Source organism: Caulobacter soli, assembly GCF_011045195.1.
Lineage (GTDB): Bacteria > Pseudomonadota > Alphaproteobacteria > Caulobacterales > Caulobacteraceae > Caulobacter > Caulobacter soli.
The window spans coordinates 2,833,230-2,849,750 of the sequence record NZ_CP049199.1 but is presented as its reverse complement, the minus strand read 5'-3'; the positions used below and the strand labels follow the sequence as shown (position 1 = coordinate 2,849,750).

The 16,521-nt window shown below is 69.3% G+C and carries 16 protein-coding genes; 7 read left to right on the top strand and 9 right to left on the bottom strand.

What is annotated here, in order from left to right; genetic code table 11:
- Positions 1-27: 27 nt before the first annotated feature.
- Entirely contained in the window at positions 28-1,461 is a 1,434-nt protein-coding gene (locus G3M62_RS13275) for a cryptochrome/photolyase family protein (RefSeq protein ID WP_165187734.1), read from the bottom strand.
- Between the two features lie 63 nt (positions 1,462-1,524).
- Here G3M62_RS13275 and rfaD point away from each other — a divergent pair, with 63 nt between their 5' ends.
- From rfaD to G3M62_RS13255, 4 genes are all read left to right on the top strand, one after another.
- Positions 1,525-2,526, top strand: coding sequence for an ADP-glyceromanno-heptose 6-epimerase (rfaD, locus tag G3M62_RS13270; protein WP_165187732.1), 1,002 nt, complete (start codon positions 1,525-1,527; stop codon positions 2,524-2,526).
- A gap of 101 nt (positions 2,527-2,627) precedes the next feature.
- Positions 2,628-4,112 (top strand): hydroxymethylglutaryl-CoA synthase family protein, encoded by a 1,485-nt coding sequence (locus G3M62_RS13265; RefSeq protein ID WP_165187730.1) that lies wholly within the window; start codon positions 2,628-2,630, stop codon positions 4,110-4,112.
- Positions 4,113-4,122: 10 nt separating this feature from the next.
- Complete coding sequence (locus G3M62_RS13260) at positions 4,123-5,325, top strand: acetyl-CoA acetyltransferase (protein WP_165187728.1); 1,203 nt, start codon at positions 4,123-4,125, stop codon at positions 5,323-5,325.
- Between the two features lie 50 nt (positions 5,326-5,375).
- A complete protein-coding gene (locus tag G3M62_RS13255; RefSeq protein WP_165187726.1) occupies positions 5,376-6,503 on the top strand; it encodes a DUF3089 domain-containing protein in 1,128 nt (375 codons plus the stop codon).
- Between the two features lie 123 nt (positions 6,504-6,626).
- Here the strand turns inward: G3M62_RS13255 and G3M62_RS13250 are convergent, their stop codons facing one another.
- The 8 genes from G3M62_RS13250 to tcyJ all read right to left on the bottom strand — a co-directional run bounded on the left by G3M62_RS13250 (position 6,627) and on the right by tcyJ (position 13,518).
- A complete protein-coding gene (locus G3M62_RS13250; RefSeq protein WP_165187724.1) occupies positions 6,627-6,986 on the bottom strand; it encodes a DUF6285 domain-containing protein in 360 nt (119 codons plus the stop codon).
- Positions 6,983-7,966 (bottom strand): phosphotransferase family protein, encoded by a 984-nt coding sequence (locus G3M62_RS13245; protein ID WP_165187722.1) that lies wholly within the window; start codon positions 7,964-7,966, stop codon positions 6,983-6,985. Before G3M62_RS13245 ends, G3M62_RS13250 begins: the two co-directional genes overlap by 4 nt.
- 20 nt (positions 7,967-7,986) lie before the next feature.
- The gene (locus tag G3M62_RS13240) at positions 7,987-8,823 is read right to left on the bottom strand and encodes a type 1 glutamine amidotransferase domain-containing protein (protein WP_165187720.1); all 837 of its coding nucleotides are present in this window, start codon (positions 8,821-8,823) and stop codon (positions 7,987-7,989) included.
- A 5-nt stretch (positions 8,824-8,828) separates the two neighbouring features.
- A complete protein-coding gene (gene recG, locus G3M62_RS13235; protein ID WP_165187718.1) occupies positions 8,829-10,904 on the bottom strand; it encodes an ATP-dependent DNA helicase RecG in 2,076 nt (691 codons plus the stop codon).
- 53 nt (positions 10,905-10,957) lie between these two features.
- A complete protein-coding gene (locus G3M62_RS13230; protein ID WP_165187715.1) occupies positions 10,958-11,260 on the bottom strand; it encodes a hypothetical protein in 303 nt (100 codons plus the stop codon).
- A 62-nt stretch (positions 11,261-11,322) separates the two neighbouring features.
- Positions 11,323-12,066, bottom strand: a complete 744-nt coding sequence (locus tag G3M62_RS13225) for an amino acid ABC transporter ATP-binding protein (protein ID WP_165187713.1) — start codon at positions 12,064-12,066, stop codon at positions 11,323-11,325.
- The gene (tcyL, locus tag G3M62_RS13220) at positions 12,063-12,716 is read right to left on the bottom strand and encodes a cystine ABC transporter permease (protein WP_165187711.1); all 654 of its coding nucleotides are present in this window, start codon (positions 12,714-12,716) and stop codon (positions 12,063-12,065) included. Before tcyL ends, G3M62_RS13225 begins: the two co-directional genes overlap by 4 nt.
- 7 nt (positions 12,717-12,723) lie before the next feature.
- The gene (tcyJ, locus tag G3M62_RS13215; RefSeq protein WP_165187709.1) at positions 12,724-13,518 is read right to left on the bottom strand and encodes a cystine ABC transporter substrate-binding protein; all 795 of its coding nucleotides are present in this window, start codon (positions 13,516-13,518) and stop codon (positions 12,724-12,726) included.
- 174 nt (positions 13,519-13,692) lie between these two features.
- Between tcyJ and G3M62_RS13210 the strand changes: the two genes are divergently transcribed.
- From G3M62_RS13210 to G3M62_RS13200, 3 genes are all read left to right on the top strand, one after another.
- Positions 13,693-14,874: a M48 family metallopeptidase gene (locus G3M62_RS13210; RefSeq protein WP_165187707.1), complete on the top strand. Its 1,182-nt coding sequence runs from the start codon at positions 13,693-13,695 to the stop codon at positions 14,872-14,874.
- A 25-nt stretch (positions 14,875-14,899) separates the two neighbouring features.
- Positions 14,900-15,367: a nuclear transport factor 2 family protein gene (locus G3M62_RS13205; protein ID WP_165187705.1), complete on the top strand. Its 468-nt coding sequence runs from the start codon at positions 14,900-14,902 to the stop codon at positions 15,365-15,367.
- A gap of 95 nt (positions 15,368-15,462) precedes the next feature.
- Positions 15,463-16,518, top strand: a complete 1,056-nt coding sequence (locus G3M62_RS13200) for an MBL fold metallo-hydrolase (RefSeq protein ID WP_165187703.1) — start codon at positions 15,463-15,465, stop codon at positions 16,516-16,518.
- Positions 16,519-16,521 lie beyond the last annotated feature (3 nt).

Here is a 16,521-nt window from a genome sequence, read left to right as displayed (position 1 = left end):
GGTTACTACCTAACCGGGTGGTGGGGGCTAACCTCCCTTGAGGTCGCGATAGGCCTCGAGCGCGCGCTCACGCGCCGCCGAATGTCCGACGATCGGTTCAGGATAGGGCCGCTTGGCGCCGGAGGAATGGGCTGAAGCCTTCCACGGTTCGTGGATCAGTGCGTCGGGCAGGACGGCCAGTTCCGGAACCCAGCGGCGGACATAGGCGCCGGCGGGGTCGAATTTCTGGCCCTGGGCGATCGGGTTGAAGATGCGGAAATAGGGCGCCGCGTCGGCTCCGCTGCCCGCCACCCATTGCCAGTTGCCGACATTGTTGGCCAGGTCGGCGTCGACCAGCGTGTCCCAGAACCAGGCCTCGCCCTTACGCCAGTCGATCAGCAGGTGCTTGATCAGGAACGAGGCGACGATCATCCGCACGCGGTTGTGCATGAAGCCGGTGGCCCACAGCTCGCGCATTCCGGCGTCGACGATGGGATAGCCGGTCTGGCCTCGGGTCCAGGCCTCGAACGCGGCGTCGTCGCGCACCCAGGGAAAGCCGTCGAACTCCGGCCGGAAATTGGCCTTCGGCAGGTTCGGGTTGTGGAACAGGATCGAATGGTTGAACTCGCGCCAGCCGATCTCGGACAGGAACTTCTCGACCTGGCCGGCGGGCGCGTCGCCGGCTTCGGCGGCGGTGCGGGCCGCGACCCAGACCTGGCGCGGGCCGATCTCGCCGAAGTGCAGATGCGGGGAAAGGCGCGAAGTAACCTCCACGCCCGGGAAGTCGCGCTTGTGGTCGTAGTCGGCGATCGGCCCAGACAGGAAGTCGTCCAGCCGCTCCAGCGCCCCAGCCTCGCCGGGCGTCCATAGGTCGAAGCCCTTGGACCAATCAGGCCGGGTGGGGTGCAGGTTCCAGCCGTCCAGCGCCTCGGTGCGCGGCCAGTGGCCGGGCGCGGCCGGAGCCTTGGGCGCGGACTCGACATGGACGTGGTGCAGCTGGTCGCGGGCCGCGCGCCAGTACGGGGTGAAGACCTTGTAGGGCTGGCCCGAGCCGTTCTTCACCGTCCAGGGTTCGTTCAGCAGGCCGGCGTTGAAGCTCTCGCAGGCGATCCCGTCGTCCTTCAGCCAGGCCTTGAGGTCGCTGTCGCGTTCAATGGAGTCGGCGTCGTAGAGACGATTCCAGACCACGGCGGCGGGCTTGGCGTGGGCGACGACGTCCTCCAGCACCGCGCGTGCCGGTCCGCGCCGCAGGATCAGCCGCGAGCCGATCGTCCCCAGCGAGGCGGCCAGGGCGGCCAGTGATTTGTCCAGCCACCACAGCGAAGCGGCGCCTATCGGGCGCACCCCGGGCGTCTCGTCCAGGATGTAGAGGGGGATCACCGGCCGGCCCGTGGCGGCGGCCGCGGCCAGGGCGGGGTTGTCGGCCAGGCGCAGGTCCTTGCGCAGCCAGACGAGGATGGGGCCGTCTCGATCGATCCGCACGTTCACTCCGACGCTCCGAGCCAATACCTTGCCCCCACCGCCCCCTGTGCCATAACGCGGATCATGTCCAGACGCGTCATCCTCGTCACCGGCGGCGCCGGTTTCATCGGCTCCAACATCGTGGCCAAGCTGTGCGAGGACGACAGTCTCGACGTCGTGGTCTGCGATTGGCTGGGCGAGGCCGCGCAGAACAAGTGGAAGAACCTCGCCAAGTCGCCGATCGCCGACTTCGTGGCGCCGGAAGACCTGTTCGACTGGCTGGCCGAGCGCGGCGACGAGGTCGAGCTGGTGATCCACATGGGCGCCGTCTCCTCGACCACCGAGCCGGACGCCGACCTGATCGTGCAGTCCAACTTCGTGCTGTCGCGGGATCTGTGGCGGTGGTGCGCCCAGCATCAGCGGCGGCTGATTTATGCTTCCTCCGCCGCCACTTACGGCGACGGCCTGCAAGGCTTCGACGGCAAGGACGACCTGGAAAGCCTCAAGGCCCTGCGGCCGCTGAACGCCTATGGCTGGTCCAAGGCGCTGTTCGACATCTACGCCGTGCGCGAGGCCGCCCGGGGTCACGCGCCGACCCAGTGGGTGGGACTGAAGTTCTTCAACGTCTACGGCCCCAACGAGGACCACAAGGACGGCATGAAGTCGGTGGTCTGCCAGATCTGGCCCAAGGTGGCGGCGGGCGAGGGCGTGCGCCTGTTCAAGTCGCACCACCCCGACTACGAGGACGGCGGCCAACTGCGCGACTTCGTCTATGTCCGCGACGTAGCCGATGTGGTCGCCTGGCTGGCCAAGAGCCCGCACGTCAACGGTGTCTACAACCTGGGCTCGGGCAAGGCGCGCTCGTTCAAGGCCCTGGCCGAAGCCACGTTCCGCGCCGTGGGCCGCGAGCCCGACATCGACTATTTCGACATGCCCGAAGTGCTGCGCGGCAAGTACCAATACTTCACCCAGGCTGACATGAGCCGCCTGCGCGCCGCCGGCTACAACGCGCCGATGACCTCGCTGGAGGACGGCGTGGAGGACTATGTGGCCGGGTTCCTGAACACCGACGATCCGTATCGTTGAGGACGCACGGCTGACGTCAGGTCACACTTGCCGACCCTTTCCGCCAGCGTAAGCTAACCGCTGATAAGTCGCTGAGACAGGCGGTGGTCAGGGAGTGGAACATGGTCGGCATCGCCGCCTGGGGCGCCTATGCGCCGCGCCTTCGGCTCAGCCGCAAGGCGGTGACCGAGGCCAACGCCTGGGTCGCGCCCAACCTCCGCGCCAAGGCCAAGGGCGAGCGCGCCATGGCCAATTGGGACGAAGACGCCCTGACCATGGCGGTCGAGGCGGCGCGTGACGCCCTGGGCCCCGACGACGATCGCTCGGCTGTCGACGCCCTCTACTTTGCCTCGACCACGGCCCCGTTCGTCGACCGCCAGAACGCCGGCATTGTGGCCGCCGCCCTGACCCTGGAAAAGGCCATCGCCTCGACCGACGTGACCGGCTCCCAGCGGTGTGGCCTGGCGGCGCTGGGCCAGGCGCTGGCGGCCGTGCAGGGCGGCGCGGCGAAACGCGCCCTGGTCGCGACCGGCGAACACCGGCGGGCTCGCGCTGCGTCCAGTCAGGAACTCGACAACGGCGACGGCGCGGCGGCGTTCGTGATTTCCGCTGAGGCCGGCGCGGCGGAATTCCTGGGCCGGGGCAGCATCACCGACGACTTCGTCGACCACTTCCGCGGGGCCGACAGCGAATTCGACTATGGCTGGGAGGAGCGCTGGATCCGCGACGAGGGCATCGTCAAGCTGGTCCCGCCGGCCATCCGCCAGGCCTTGGAGGTCTCGGGTCTGAGCGCCTCGGACGTCTCGCATTTCTGCTTTCCGTCCACCTTCGCCGGCATGGCCGCTAGCTTGGCCAAGACCATCGGGATCGCCCCCGAGGCGGTGCGCGACAACCTGGCCCTGACCCTGGGCGAAGCCGGTTGCGCCCACGGTCCGCTGATGCTGGCCCATGCCCTGGAGCAGGCCAAGCCGGGCGAGATCGTCCTGGTCGCCCAGTTCGGCCAGGGCGCGGAGGCCCTGGTGTTCCGCGCCGGTGGCGACATCGGCGACCGTCGCCCCGCGCGTGGCGTCACCGGTTCGCTGGCCGATCGAAAAATCGAGGACAACTATCTGAAGTTCCTTACCTTCAACGGCCTGGTCGAATGGGACAAGGGTATGCGGGCCGAGAAGGACAACAAGACGGCCCTGACCACCCTCTATCGCAACCAGGACCAGATCCTGGGCCTGGTCGGCGGTCGCTGCCGCGAAACCGGCGTGGTCCAGTTCCCCCGCACCCGGATCTCGGTGGCCCCCAACAACCCGGCCGTCGACACCCAGGAGCCGTACCGCTTCGCCGAGCGCAAGGCCTCGGTGCTCAGCTACTCGGCCGACTACCTGACCTTCTCGATGAGCCCGCCCAACCACTACGGCATGATCGTCTTCGAGGGCGGCGGGCGGATCATGATGGACATCACCGACGTCGAGCAGGGCGAGGTCGATAGCGGCCTGCCGGTCAAGATGGTGTTCCGCATCAAGGACGTCGACGAGAAGCGCGGCTTTACCCGCTACTTCTGGAAAGCCGCCCCCGACCGCGCGGCCATCGCCAACACCGCCCTGGCGGCGGAATAGGAGCACGACCATGGCCAAGGGCATTCGCGACAAGGTCGCCATCCTGGGGATGGGCTGCAGCAAGTTCGGCGAGCGCTGGGACGCCGGGCCCGACGACCTGATGGTCGAGGCCTATATCGAGGCCATGGCCGACGCTGGCATCGAACCCAGCCAGCTGGACGCGGCCTGGTTCTCGACCCATGTCGACGAACTGGGCACGGGCAAGGGCGGCACGCCGCTGTCGATCGCCCTGCGCCTGCCCAACATCGCCGTCACCCGGGTGGAGAACTTCTGCGCCTCGGGCTCGGAAGCCTTCCGGGGCGCGGTCTACGCCGTGGCGGCGGGCGCGGCCGACATCGCCATCGCCGTGGGCGTGGAGAAGCTGAAGGACACCGGCTATGGCGGCCTGCCGGTCGGCAATCCCGGCACCCTGATGCCGCAGATCATTCCCAACGGTTCGGCCCCCGGTAACTTCGCCCAGCTGGCCTCCGCCTACCGCGCCAAGCACGGCGTCTCGCGCGAGGACCTCAAGCGCGCCATCGCCCATGTCTCGGTCAAGAGCCACGCCAACGGCGCCAAGAACAAGAAGGCCCACCTCCAGAAGGCCGTCACCGAGGAGCAGGTGCTGAACGCCCCGATGATCGCCGAGCCCCTGGGCCTGTTCGACTGCTGCGGCGTGTCGGACGGGGCGGCGGCGGCCATCGTCACCACGCCGGAGATCGCCCGCGCCTTGGGCAAGAAGAACCTGACCATGGTCAAGGCCCTGCAGCTGTCGGTCTCCAACGGCTACGAGAGCCAGTACAACGGCTGGGACGGAAGCCACTTCCACACCGCCCGCATCGCCGCCGGCAAGGCCTATCGCGAGGCCGGCATCGAGCGGCCGCGCGAGCAGATCTCGATGATGGAGGTGCACGACTGCTTCTCGATCACCGAGCTGGTGACCATGGAGGACCTGTTCATCTCGCCCGAGGGCCAGGGCTGGCGCGATGTGCTGGAAGGCTTCTACGACGCCGACGGCGGCCTGCCGTGCCAGATCGACGGCGGGCTCAAATGCTTCGGCCACCCGATCGGCGCGTCGGGCCTGCGCATGCTCTACGAGATGTACCTGCAGCTCCAGGGACGGGCCGGCGAGCGCCAGCTGAAGGATCCGGTGTTCGGCATGACCCACAATCTGGGCGGCGCGCCGGCCAGCAATGTCTGTTCGGTGGCGATCATCGGACAGGAAGGCGCGTAAGGCCTCCGCGCCGTCTCGCGCGACGCGGCGCCTTGGTGTAACCAAGGCCCATGGCCGACCGCTTCAAGGGTTTCAAGCGCTGGATCTTCGCGGGGGCGGTGCTGTTCCTGGCGCTGGTCCTGGCGGCCGCGTTCTACTGGCGCTACGACATCCTGCGCACGACGCTGGATCCCAAGATCCCGTTCCAGACCTACGATCCGCCGCCGGCTCCGAACTACGCCAAGCCCGAGGCCTGGGCCTTGCTGGCGCAGCGCGACGCGGCGGGACGCGGCGGCGCCGATGTCTTCTTCGTGCACCCCACTAGCTATGACGGCGGCCGCGACTGGAACGCGCCGTTCGACCAGCCCAAGGCGGCGCGCGACCTGGCGCGGGTGATGCTGCCCAACTACGCCGCGCCGTTCGCGCGGGTGGGACGGATCTTCGCGCCGCGCTATCGCCAGGCCAGCCTCTACACCTTCCTGACCCTGCGCGACGACGCCCGGGACGCCCGGCGCTTCGCCTATGACGACGTCCGCGACGCGTTCCGCCGTTATCTGGCCCACGACAACGGCGGCCGGCCGATCGTGCTGGTCGGGGTGGAGCAGGGCGGCATCTTGGCCGAGCGGCTGCTGAACGAGGAGATCGCGCCCAACGCGGCGCTGCGAGCCCGCCTGGCCGGCGTCTATCTGATCGAGACCGTGGTCCCGGCCGACGAGTTCGGACCCGGCGCGCCCGTGCCGGCCTGCCTGCGTCGCGAGGAAGCCGGCTGCGTGGTCGCCTGGGCCTCGATGCTGGACGGCGACTTCCAGCAGGCCCAGGAGCTGACCAATCGTTCGCTGGTCTGGAGCGGCGGCGACGAACTGGTCACCCTGGACGGCCGGCGGCCGCTCTGCGTCAACCCGCTGCTGGGCGCGCACAACGAAATCCGCGCCCCGGCCAAGCTGAACCTGGGCGCGGCCAACGCCACGGGCCTGGAATGGGGGTCGCGGCCGGCCCTGCTCAAGCGTCAGGTCTGGGCCCAGTGCCAGAACGGCCTGCTGCACACCGGGCGGCCGAAATCGACCTCGCTGCGCGACAGCGGGTCGTGGACGGATCGGCGCAAGGTCGACGGCTTCAACCTGTTCTGGGCCGACATCGAGGCCGACGCCCTGGCTCGGGTGGCGGCGCTGAAAGCGCGACCGGCGGCGGTCGCACCTTAGACTGAATGGCCGTGCGTCCTTCGAGGCTCGGCTTCGCCTCACACCTCAGGATGAGGACCTCAGCAAGCCGTCCTCATCCTGAGGTGCGCGCTGGTGAGCGCGCCTCGAAGGACGCAAGGCTGTTCAGCCGTCTAGCGCCGCCAACCCGGAATACCCCGGCTGATCGATCGCGAGCTGGTCCGTCACGCTAGCTTTCAGATGGGCCAGCACCGCCGGGTCCAGCGGCGCTAGCCGACCGTCGGCCAATCGCGCGCAGAGTTCGGCGTTCAGCGCCTTGAAGTCGTCGCCCGAACCCAGCAGATCCCGCAGGCGCTCCACAGCCGCCGCCTCGGCCGACGGACCCAGGGCCGCCTCCCGCTCCAGCGTCGCGCGGGCGTTGTCGGCGACGCGGGTGATGAAGGCGGCGCGGGGATCTCCAGGCGGGCCCGCCTCAAGAGCGGCCAGGGCCTCGCGCAGTTCTCCGGCCGTGGGGTGGGTGATCACGCGGCCCGCTCCATCAGCAACACCAGGTCGATCTCGGTCTCGCTGGCCCGGCGGCCGATCATCGCCCGCTCGATCGAACGGTCCGCGCCGCTGGCGAAGCTGGCGTACATCATCAGGCACATGACGCCCCATTTCAGCGAGCCCAGGGCCTGCCAGAATAGCAGCCGTTCCAGCGACACCGGCGCGCCGCCGGCCGCGGCGTGGCCGTCCAGCAGGTCCTGGTAGTCGCCGAAGCCGCCCACGGGCCGCCGCCATTGCCCGAACCGCCAGGAATTGACGCAGATCCAGCCCAGATCCTCGGCCGGGTCGCCCAGATGGGCCAGTTCCCAGTCCAGGACGCCCACCAGTCCGGCGTGGGGCGAGATCATCAGGTTGCCGTTGCGAAAGTCGCCGTGCACCAGCACCGGTCGCTCCAGTGGCGGCGCGCGGCTCGCCAGCCAGCGGAAGGCGGCTTCGAACACCGGCCGCTGGGCGCCGGACTGGCGGTAGATGGCCTCGTAGCGCGCCAGTTCGCTGGCGGCGTCGGAGGTCTCCAGCGGCGGGAGGTCGTCCAGCGGCGTGGCGTGGATCGCCGCCAGCACCTCGCCGCAACGCCGCGCCAGGCTCGGACGCACGCTGGCGAAGGCCTCGTCGCGAACGATCCGCTTGCCCAGGGTCTCGCCGTCCAGCCGGCGCATGACATAGGCCTCGCCCAGGCCGTCGATAGGTGCGCAGACGCGGACGACCTCCGGCACGGGCGCGGGGGCGACGGCGACCAGCAGGGCGGCCTCGGTGGACAGAGGCAGGGCGGCGGCGCTCATCGAGCCGCCGGGCGGCCGTCGGCGCAGGATCAGCGGTGTTCCGTCGTCCAGATCGAACGCCCAGGTCTCCAGGCTGGCCCCGCCCGACAGTCGGCGGATGTTCACGGCCGTTGTCGCCCGTGACGAAAGAAGGGGCGACAGGCGCGGAGCCAGGGCGGAGAGGGCGGCGGGCACGTCCATGGTCGCCAGCCTCCCTCGCTTCACCCAGCGTCAAGCAAGATCGCTTCGTCCAGCACCTGGGCGAAGGTCGCGGCGAAGGCGTGAGCGTCGCCGGGCCAGCGGGCCGAGACGTAGCGTCCGTCCCGGACCACGAAGGCGGGACTGGCGTCGCTGGCCGTGTCGCGCTCCAGGCCAGAGGTCTTGCGCTTGCGATCCGGGGCGTCGGCGGGCACGTCGAGGAAGTCGTCTGGCCTCGCCAACGCCCGGGTCACCTCGGCCTGCACCGACATGAACCCCGCCGGCTGGCCGGGGGTTTCGACATAGGTACGGTAATAGTTGCAGTCCCAGGGGCGGAAGACGTGGGCCAGAACGCTGGCCGAGCGCTCCAGGGCCCAGGTCAGGGCCGTAGTCTTGTGGCCGTGCAACACCGAGCGACCGGTGGACGGATCTAGACTGCGGGCGGCCAGCAGCACGCCGTGGCAGATGGCGGCGACGGGCTTGCTGGCCGCGAAGGCCTGGACGACCGCCGCCTGCAGCTCGGGGCTCTCCAGATACGCGCGCATGCCCCGCGCCCGATGGCCGCCGGGTAGCAACAGGCCGTCGAAGGCGCCGAAGTCGTCCCAGCGTCGCGGCGTCTGGAAGGCCGGATCGGTCAGCATCGCGGCGTAAGCCGCCCGAGCCTCGGCGTTGGCCCGCAGCAGGCCGCCGACCAGGGGCAGGCCCTTGCCGGTGACCATGATCTCATCGGCGGCGCCGGGCCGGCCGTCGGGCGTGGCGAAAGCGACCGCATGGCCGCGCTCGGTCAGCACCTTCCAAGGGATGGCGACCTCGGTCGGGTCGAAGTCTCGGGCCGGGATCGGGATCAGGACCTTGGCCATACCCGTCACCCCGCGTCGTTCAAGGGCGAGGCGGCCTTCCAGTCGAACAACTGCTGCAGGGTCCGCACCGCCTGGCCGCGCGGGCTGGTCAGGTCGGGGTCGCGGGCCAGGATCAGGCGGGCGTCGTCGGCGGCCACGGCGATCAGGTCGCGATGGGCGACCGGGTCGGCCAGCTTGTAGGCCGGGAAGCCGCTTTGCTTGAGGCCCAGCGGATCGCCGCCGCCGCGCAGCTCCAGGTCCTTTTCGGCGATCTCGAAGCCGTCGTCGCTGCGGCGCAAGATGTCCAGCCGCTGCTGGGCGGTCTCCGACAGCGGCGGGTCGTAGAGCAGCACGCACGAGCTCTCGCGCGCCCCGCGGCCGACGCGCCCCCGAAGTTGGTGAAGCTGGGCCAGGCCGAAGCGGTCGGCGTGCTCGATGACCATGATGCTGGCGTTGGGCACATTGACCCCGACCTCGACCACCGTGGTGGCGACCAGAACGCTGACCTTGCCGTCGACGAAGTCGGCCATGATCGCGTCCTTCTCGGCGGCGGCCATCTGGCCGTGGACCAGGCCGACGCTGGGGCCGATGGCCTCGCGCAGGGACGCGGCCCGGCGCTCGGCGTCGCGCAGGTCGATCTTGTCGGACTCCGAGACCAGCGGGCAGATCCAGAACGCCTGGGCTCCGGCCTGGGCGGCGGCCTTCAAGCGCGCGATGATCTCGGGGATGCGCGGCGTGGGCGAGGCGCGGGTGGCGACCGGCGTGCGGCCCGGCGGCTTCTCGTCGATGCGCGAGACGTCCAGGTCGCCGAACACCGTCAGCTCCAAGGTGCGCGGGATCGGCGTGGCCGACATGGCGACCAGGTGCGCGCCTTCCCCCTTGTCTTGCAGCCGCTTGCGTTCGTTGACGCCGAAGCGGTGCTGTTCGTCGATGATGGTCAGGCCGAGGCCCTTGAACACCACGTCATCCTGGAACAGGGCGTGGGTGCCCACCGCGACGGCGGCCGAGCCGTCGGCCAGCTTGGCCAGCTTCGAGGCTCGGGCGGCGCCCTTGTCGCGGCCGGTCAGCAGGATCACGGCCAGGCCCTGGGCCTCCAGCGGCGGGGCCAGGGTCTCGTAGTGCTGGCGAGCCAGGATCTCGGTCGGGGCCATCAGGGCCGACTGCAAGCCGCTGGAGGCCGCGTCGGCCATGGCCAGCATGGCCACCACGGTCTTGCCCGAACCGACGTCGCCCTGCAGCAGGCGGCCCATGCGCTCGCCGCTGGCCATGTCGCCGCGCACTTCCGACAGAGCACGGATCTGGGCGCCGGTCAGCTTGAAGGGCAGGGCCTTTTCGACCGCGTCCGACAGCGGGCCGGCCGTGATGCGCGGGGCGGGGTGCGAACGCTTGCCGGCCTTGCGCTGGGCCAGGGCCAGCTGGTGGGCCAGAAGTTCGTCATAGGCCAGACGCCGGCGGGCCACCGACATCGGCGACAGGTCGATCTCGGCCTGCGGGCCGTGGACCAGGGCCAGGGCCTCGCGCCAGGCCGGAAAGCCGCTCTTGGCCAGCCAGGCCGGATCCTGCCACTCGGGCAGGCTGGCGGCCCGCTCCAGGGCTTCCTGGGCGAACTTGCGGAAGGTGCGCGAGGGCAGACCGGCGGTGGCGGGATAGACCGGTTCGACGGCCGGGATCTCGCCGGCCTTGTCGATGTCCAGCAGGTAGTCGGGATGGGCGACCTGGATCTCGTTGCCGAACCGCTCGACCTTGCCGCTGACGGCCCGCTTGGCGCCGACCGGATGCTGGCGTTCCAGGTGGGGGCCGTGGCCCTTGAACCAGGTCAGGGTGACGAAGCCGTGCTCGTCCCAGGCGCGGATCCGCCAGGGCTGGCCCGACCGCTGCGGCGGCAGATGGGCGTCGATGGTGACCAGGAAGGTCTGGACCTGGCCGTCGACGGCGCGGTCCGAGGTGGTGGCGGTGCGGCGGATCAGGCTGGCCGGCAGCGTGAACAGCACGTCGCGCACGAGCGGCCCCGCCAGCCGTTCGACCAGCGGCGCGACGCGCGGCCCCACGCCTTTCAGCGTGGAGACCGGCGTAAACAGCGGAAAGAGAATCTCGGGGCGCATTGCGCGCCACCATAGCGAAGCCTGCGTCAGATGTGGACGTCAGGCTGCGAGGCTTACTCGCCCCGGTTCATCACCGGTTTCACGGCGGCGATGATGTCCTGCAGTTCGTCCGAACGCGAGGCGCCCGACACGTTCAGGCGGGTGTAGAGATACTCGGCCTTGTGCTTCTGGGCGGCCTCGGGGAAGCGGTTGCCGGCCCCGTGCAGATTGTTGGCCTCGCCGGCGTAGACGACGGTTCCGGTCGCGTCGATGAACACGAAATTGCCGGCGATCGTCGTCCGAGGATCGCGATCCTCGGCCAGCTTGTAACGGTAGACAGCGCCCGATGCGCCTTGCAGATCGATATAGGGTTTCACTGGACCTCGCCTCACAGCACACGGCGTCGGCGGAGAGGAGGTGGGGGGCGCCGGAGGCCAAATTATGACCTTAGGCCACTCACCTTGCTGAGGAATCGCCGCGTACGCTCCTCCTTAGGCGAACCAAGCACTTCGGCGGAAGGGCCTTGTTCAATAATAACGCCGTCATCCATGAACAGCGTCCGATCGGCCACATCGCGCGCGAAGTCCATTTGGTGGGTGACGATGACCAGGGTGCGCTTCTCGGCGGCCAGGTCGCGGATCACCGTCAGCACCTCGCCGACCAGTTCTGGATCGAGGGCGGAGGTCGGCTCGTCGAACAGGATGACCTCGGGATCCATGGCCAGGGCCCGGGCGATGGCGCAGCGCTGCTGCTGGCCGCCGGACAGTTCGCGCGGATAGGCGTCGACGCGATGGGCCAGGCCCACCTTGGTCAGCAGGGCGCGGGCCTTGTCGTGGGCTTCGGCGGGTCTCACCCCCCGCACGACGATCAGGCCCTCGGCGACGTTCTGCAGGGCCGTGCGGTGCGGGAACAGGTTGAAGCTCTGGAACACGAAGCCGACGCGGCCCTTCAGGGCGCGGGCCAGGGGCGGCTTGGAGCCCGCCGTCACGCCGGCCACGGTCAAGGTTCCGCCGTCGATCGTCTCAAGCCCCGCCAGGCAGCGCAGCAGGGTGCTCTTGCCCGAGCCGCTGGGGCCGATGACCGCGACGGTCTCGCCGGGAGCGACGGTCAGGTCCACGCCATTGACGACGGTGGTGGCGCCGAAGCGCTTGATCAGGCCCTTGGCGTCGATAGCCGCGTTCATCGCCGGCCCTCCGCCTGGCGTTCCAGTCGGGTCTGGCCCAGGGCCAGCAGGCTGGAGAGCATCCAATAGAGGGCGGCGGCCGCCAGATACATGGCGAAGATCTCGTAGGTGCGGGCGGTGATCAGCTGGGCCTGGCGGAACAGCTCGGGCACCTGGATGGTGGCGGCCAGGGAGGTGTCCTTGACCAGGCTGATGAAGCTGTTGGACAGCGGCGCGACGGCGGTGCGGGCGGCCTGGGGCAGGATCACCCGGCGCAGGGCCTGGCCGCGGCTCATGCCCAGCACGCTGGCGGCCTCCCACTGGCCCTTGTCGACGGCGGCGATGGCGCTGCGCAGGATCTCGCCGGCATAGGCGCCGATATTGATCGAGAAGCCGATCCCGGCGGCCAGCAGCGGGGGCAGTTCGACGCCCAGCTGCGGTAGGCCGTAATAGATCAGGAACAGCTGCACCAGCAGCGGCGTGCCCCGGATCGCCGAGACATAGACGGCGGCCGGCCAGCGCAGCAGCGGGCTGCGCGACAGCCGCATCAGGGCCAGGCCGAAACCGATCACCAGTCCCACGCCCATGCCGATCAGGCTGAGCAGCACGGTGTAGCCCGCGCCCTTCAGCAGCAGCGGGGCCGACTGGGCGATGAGGTCGAGGGAGCCCATTAAGCGGTCACTTCGTCACGTCCTGCCCGAACCACTTGGTCGAGATCGCCGCCAGCTGGCCATTGGCGCGCAGGGCGTCGATGGCCTGGTCGATGGTCACCTTCAGGGCCGGGTCGCGCAGCATGGCCACGCCCATGCCCTGGCTGGCGAATGGCGCCCCCGAAGCCACGAAGTCGGGCGAGGTCTTGACGAAGTCGGCGGCCACCAGCCGGTCGTTCAGCACCGCGTCGATGCGGCCGGCCTTGAGGTCCTGGTACTTGGTCGGGTCGTCGTCGTAGGTGCGGACCACGGCGCCCTTCACATTGGCCCGCAGCCAGCTCTCGTAGTTGGTGCCCAGGCCCACGCCCACCTTCTTGCCGGCCAGGTCGGCGGGGGCGGCGATGCCCGTCTGGCCCTTGCGGGTGATGATCTGGATGCCCGAGACGGTGTAGGGGCGCGAGAAGTCGTACTTGGCCGCCCGCTCGGGCGTGATGGTGATCTGGTTGATCACCACGTCGATGCGCTGGCTCTCCAGCGCGCCCAGCAGGCCGGCGAAGGGCGAGGGGGCGAACTCGGCCTTGACCTTCATCTGAGCGGCCAGGGCCTTGGCGAAGTCGACCTCGAAGCCGGCCAGTTGCCCGTCCTTGTCCTGGAAATTGAACGGCGGGTAGGTGCCTTCCAGGCCGATGCGCAGGGTCTTGGTCGCTTCGACGCGCTTGAGGCCGGTCTCGGCCACGTTGCCGGTCTTGCCGCCGCAGCCGGCCAGGGCGAGCGCGCCCAGACCCAGGGCGATCATCAGTTCACGGCGGGCGGGGAATCGCATGCGAGCCTCGGAAGACGATATTCTACGCGCGTATTTCTATACGCCCCGCGCGCAGCCGCCAGGGGCCAAGCGTCGCCACCGACCCATCGAGCGCTACCTGACCGAGATTTAACCTGACGTCGGCCCGATGCTCTGGCTTCCTGCGAGGCTCAAGACGTTCATCGGGGGATTCCTTTGGCTCTGTTCGATCCGGCCGCCGCCACCGCCGCCTATCTGGCGCAATTGCCGCCCGAGGCCCACGCCAAGGCCCAGGCCTACACGCACGGCGGCCACTGGCTGCTGCTGTGGGGGTTCCTGGTCTCGGTGCTGGTGTCGTTCCTGATCGTACGCTGGGGCGTGCTGGTCGGACTGCGGCGACGGCTGGAGCGGCGCAAGCCCCGGCCCGTGCTGGTCAGCCTGGTGGTCGGGATCGTCTATCTGCTAGTCGACAGCCTGCTGAGCCTGCCGTGGTCGGTCTATGCCGACTGGTGGCGGCAGAAGCAGTACGGCCTGACCAGCCAGGCCTTCGGCGGCTGGCTGGGCGAGCAGGCCATCAGCCAGGTGATCGGCGCGGTGCTGTTCGGCCTATTCCTGACGGCGCTGTACGCCCTGATCCGCAAGGCTCCGCGCATCTGGTGGCTGTGGAGCGGCGGGCTGACAGCGGTGTTCGTCACGGCGGTGATGGTGCTGTCGCCGATCTATATCGAGCCGATCTTCAACCACTACACGCCGGCGCCCGCCGGGCCGGTGCGCGACCAGGTGGTGGCGATGGCCAAGGCCAACGGCATCCCGGCCGACAAGATCTTCGTCTACAACGGCTCCAAACAGTCCAACGCCTACACCGCCAACGTCTCGGGCCTGTTTGGCTCGGCCCGGGTGGCGATGAGCGACACCATGTTCAAGCAGGGCGCGGACCTGGCCGAGGTGCGCGGCGTGGTCGGTCACGAGATGGGCCACTACGCCCATTATCACTCGCTGTGGATCGCCGGGATCATGAGCCTGCTGGCGATCGTGGCCTTCTTCCTGATCGACCGCCTGTTCAATCCTGTCGCCGCCTTGATGGGCGCCGACACGGTCAAGGGCGTTGGCGATCCAGCCGGCCTGCCGGTGCTGAGCGTGATCCTGGCGGTGCTGTCGCTGCTGGGCACGCCCCTGACCAACAGCCTGGTCCGCATCGCCGAAAGCGACGCGGACCGCTTCAGCCTGGAGCACTTCAACGAACCGGACGGCCTGTCCAAGGCCCTGGTCAAGACGATCGAATATCGCGCCGCCACGCCCAGTCGGGTCGAGGAAATCCTGTTCTACGACCACCCGGCCGTGGGCAATCGCATCCGCAAGGCGATGGACTGGAAGGCGGCGCATCCGAAGGCGGACTAGGCGCGCGTTCTTGAGGAGAGACACCTTGAAAGTTCTGGCCTTGATGCTCGCCCTGGCGGCGCCCGTCTCGTCGACGCTGGTCGCCGCCCCGGCCGTGGCCCAGGTCGCGACGCCGGCGTCCCCCGAAACCGTGGCGGCGCTGGAGAAGCTCAACAGCGAGTGGCTCACGGCCTACAAGACCCACGACGGGGCGACGCTGGAGCGCATTCTCGCCGACGACTTCGAGGCGATCTATCCGGGCGGCCGCATTCTGCGGAAGGCCGACCTGATCAAGGTGGCCACCAATCCGGCCCGTGTCGTTTCCGACATCGCCTGGGACGATCTGAAGATCCTGGTGTTCGGCGATGTCGCCGTCGTCCGCGCGCGCAGCCGAATGTCCGGCAAGACCGCCGAAGGCGACTTCGCCAGCCGCAACGACTATGCCGACGTCTATGTGCGGCGAGCTGGCGCGTGGCGGGCGGTCTCCGCCCACGTGGTGCCGGTGGTCGATTAGGGCGGCGGCAGACCTTCGCATCGCCACGGATCGCCGCCTTTGCGCCTGGGACAGCGTCATGGAGCTAGGCTAGGCTCGTTCCAGGAGGACGAGCCATGCTGACACGTCGAATGCTGCTGGCCGCCGGGGTTTCGTTGGCCGCGCCGCTTCCGGGCGCCGCGGCGCCGATCACGGTTCCGGAGATCGATCGGCTGGCGCTGACCCTGCTCGCCGACAGTACGGTTTCGAGTTTCGCCACGCCCGTCGAGCGGCCCGGGCTGAAGATCCTGCCGCCGGAACGCGTGGCTTCGTCCTATCGCCTGACCCTGCGCGGCGAATGGGGCTATTCGGTATTGGCGGACGCCGCCGGCGCGGGCGGCGCGCGCCACCGGGTGCTGATCGATTTCGGCTACACGCCCGAGACCCTGGCTTCGAACATGGCGCTGCTGGGTGTCGATCCGGCGACGATCGACGCCATGGTGCTCAGTCACGGCCACTACGATCACTTCGGTGGCCTGGCCGCCGTCGTCGGACGGGTCAAGCGCGGGACGCCGCTGTATGTCGGCGGCGAGGAGGCGTTCTGCGCCCGGTTGCGCGGCGTTTCACCCGACGGACCCAGTTTTGGCCAGCTGGAGAAGGCCGATCTGGTCGCGGCGGGGATCGATCTGCGCGTCACGTCCACGCCGCAGGACGTGGCCGACATCGGCTTCACCACCGGCAGGATCCCGTTCGTCTCGTCCGAGAAGCCAAGGGTGCCGACGTCGATGCTGCCCGGCCAGGGATGCCGTCGCGCCGACCTGGACGCGGACCGGCGCGATCTCGACTTCTTCGTCGACGACGCCGTCCACGAGCTGGGCACGGCGTTTCACCTGAAGGGCAAGGGCCTGGTGGTGATCGGTTCGTGCAGCCATCGGGGGATCATCAACACCGTGCGCGCCGCGCAAGCCGCCTCGGGCGTCGACAAGATCCACGCGATCATGGGCGGCTTCCATCTGGTGCCGCCGCAGACCCAGCAGCAGGCGCTGCAGACCCTGGCGCTGATGCAGGCCCTGAAGCCGGATTACATCCTGCCCGGGCACTGCACCGGCGAGGCGTTCATCGCGCCCGCCATCGCCCAGATGCCCGACCAGGTGTTCCGCACCGTGGTCGGCAGCCGCATCCTGTTCGGGTAGCGG

Coding starts and splice junctions, on each gene's coding strand:
- rfaD (WP_165187732.1), top strand. CDS start 1,525: ATGTCCAGACGCGTCATCCTCGTCACCGGCGGCGCCGGTTTCATCGGC.
- G3M62_RS13265 (WP_165187730.1), top strand. CDS start 2,628: ATGGTCGGCATCGCCGCCTGGGGCGCCTATGCGCCGCGCCTTCGGCTC.
- G3M62_RS13260 (WP_165187728.1), top strand. CDS start 4,123: ATGGCCAAGGGCATTCGCGACAAGGTCGCCATCCTGGGGATGGGCTGC.
- G3M62_RS13255 (WP_165187726.1), top strand. CDS start 5,376: ATGGCCGACCGCTTCAAGGGTTTCAAGCGCTGGATCTTCGCGGGGGCG.
- G3M62_RS13245 (WP_165187722.1), bottom strand. CDS start 7,966: ATGGACGTGCCCGCCGCCCTCTCCGCCCTGGCTCCGCGCCTGTCGCCC.
- G3M62_RS13240 (WP_165187720.1), bottom strand. CDS start 8,823: ATGGCCAAGGTCCTGATCCCGATCCCGGCCCGAGACTTCGACCCGACC.
- recG (WP_165187718.1), bottom strand. CDS start 10,904: ATGCGCCCCGAGATTCTCTTTCCGCTGTTTACGCCGGTCTCCACGCTG.
- G3M62_RS13225 (WP_165187713.1), bottom strand. CDS start 12,066: ATGAACGCGGCTATCGACGCCAAGGGCCTGATCAAGCGCTTCGGCGCC.
- tcyL (WP_165187711.1), bottom strand. CDS start 12,716: ATGGGCTCCCTCGACCTCATCGCCCAGTCGGCCCCGCTGCTGCTGAAG.
- tcyJ (WP_165187709.1), bottom strand. CDS start 13,518: ATGCGATTCCCCGCCCGCCGTGAACTGATGATCGCCCTGGGTCTGGGC.
- G3M62_RS13200 (WP_165187703.1), top strand. CDS start 15,463: ATGCTGACACGTCGAATGCTGCTGGCCGCCGGGGTTTCGTTGGCCGCG.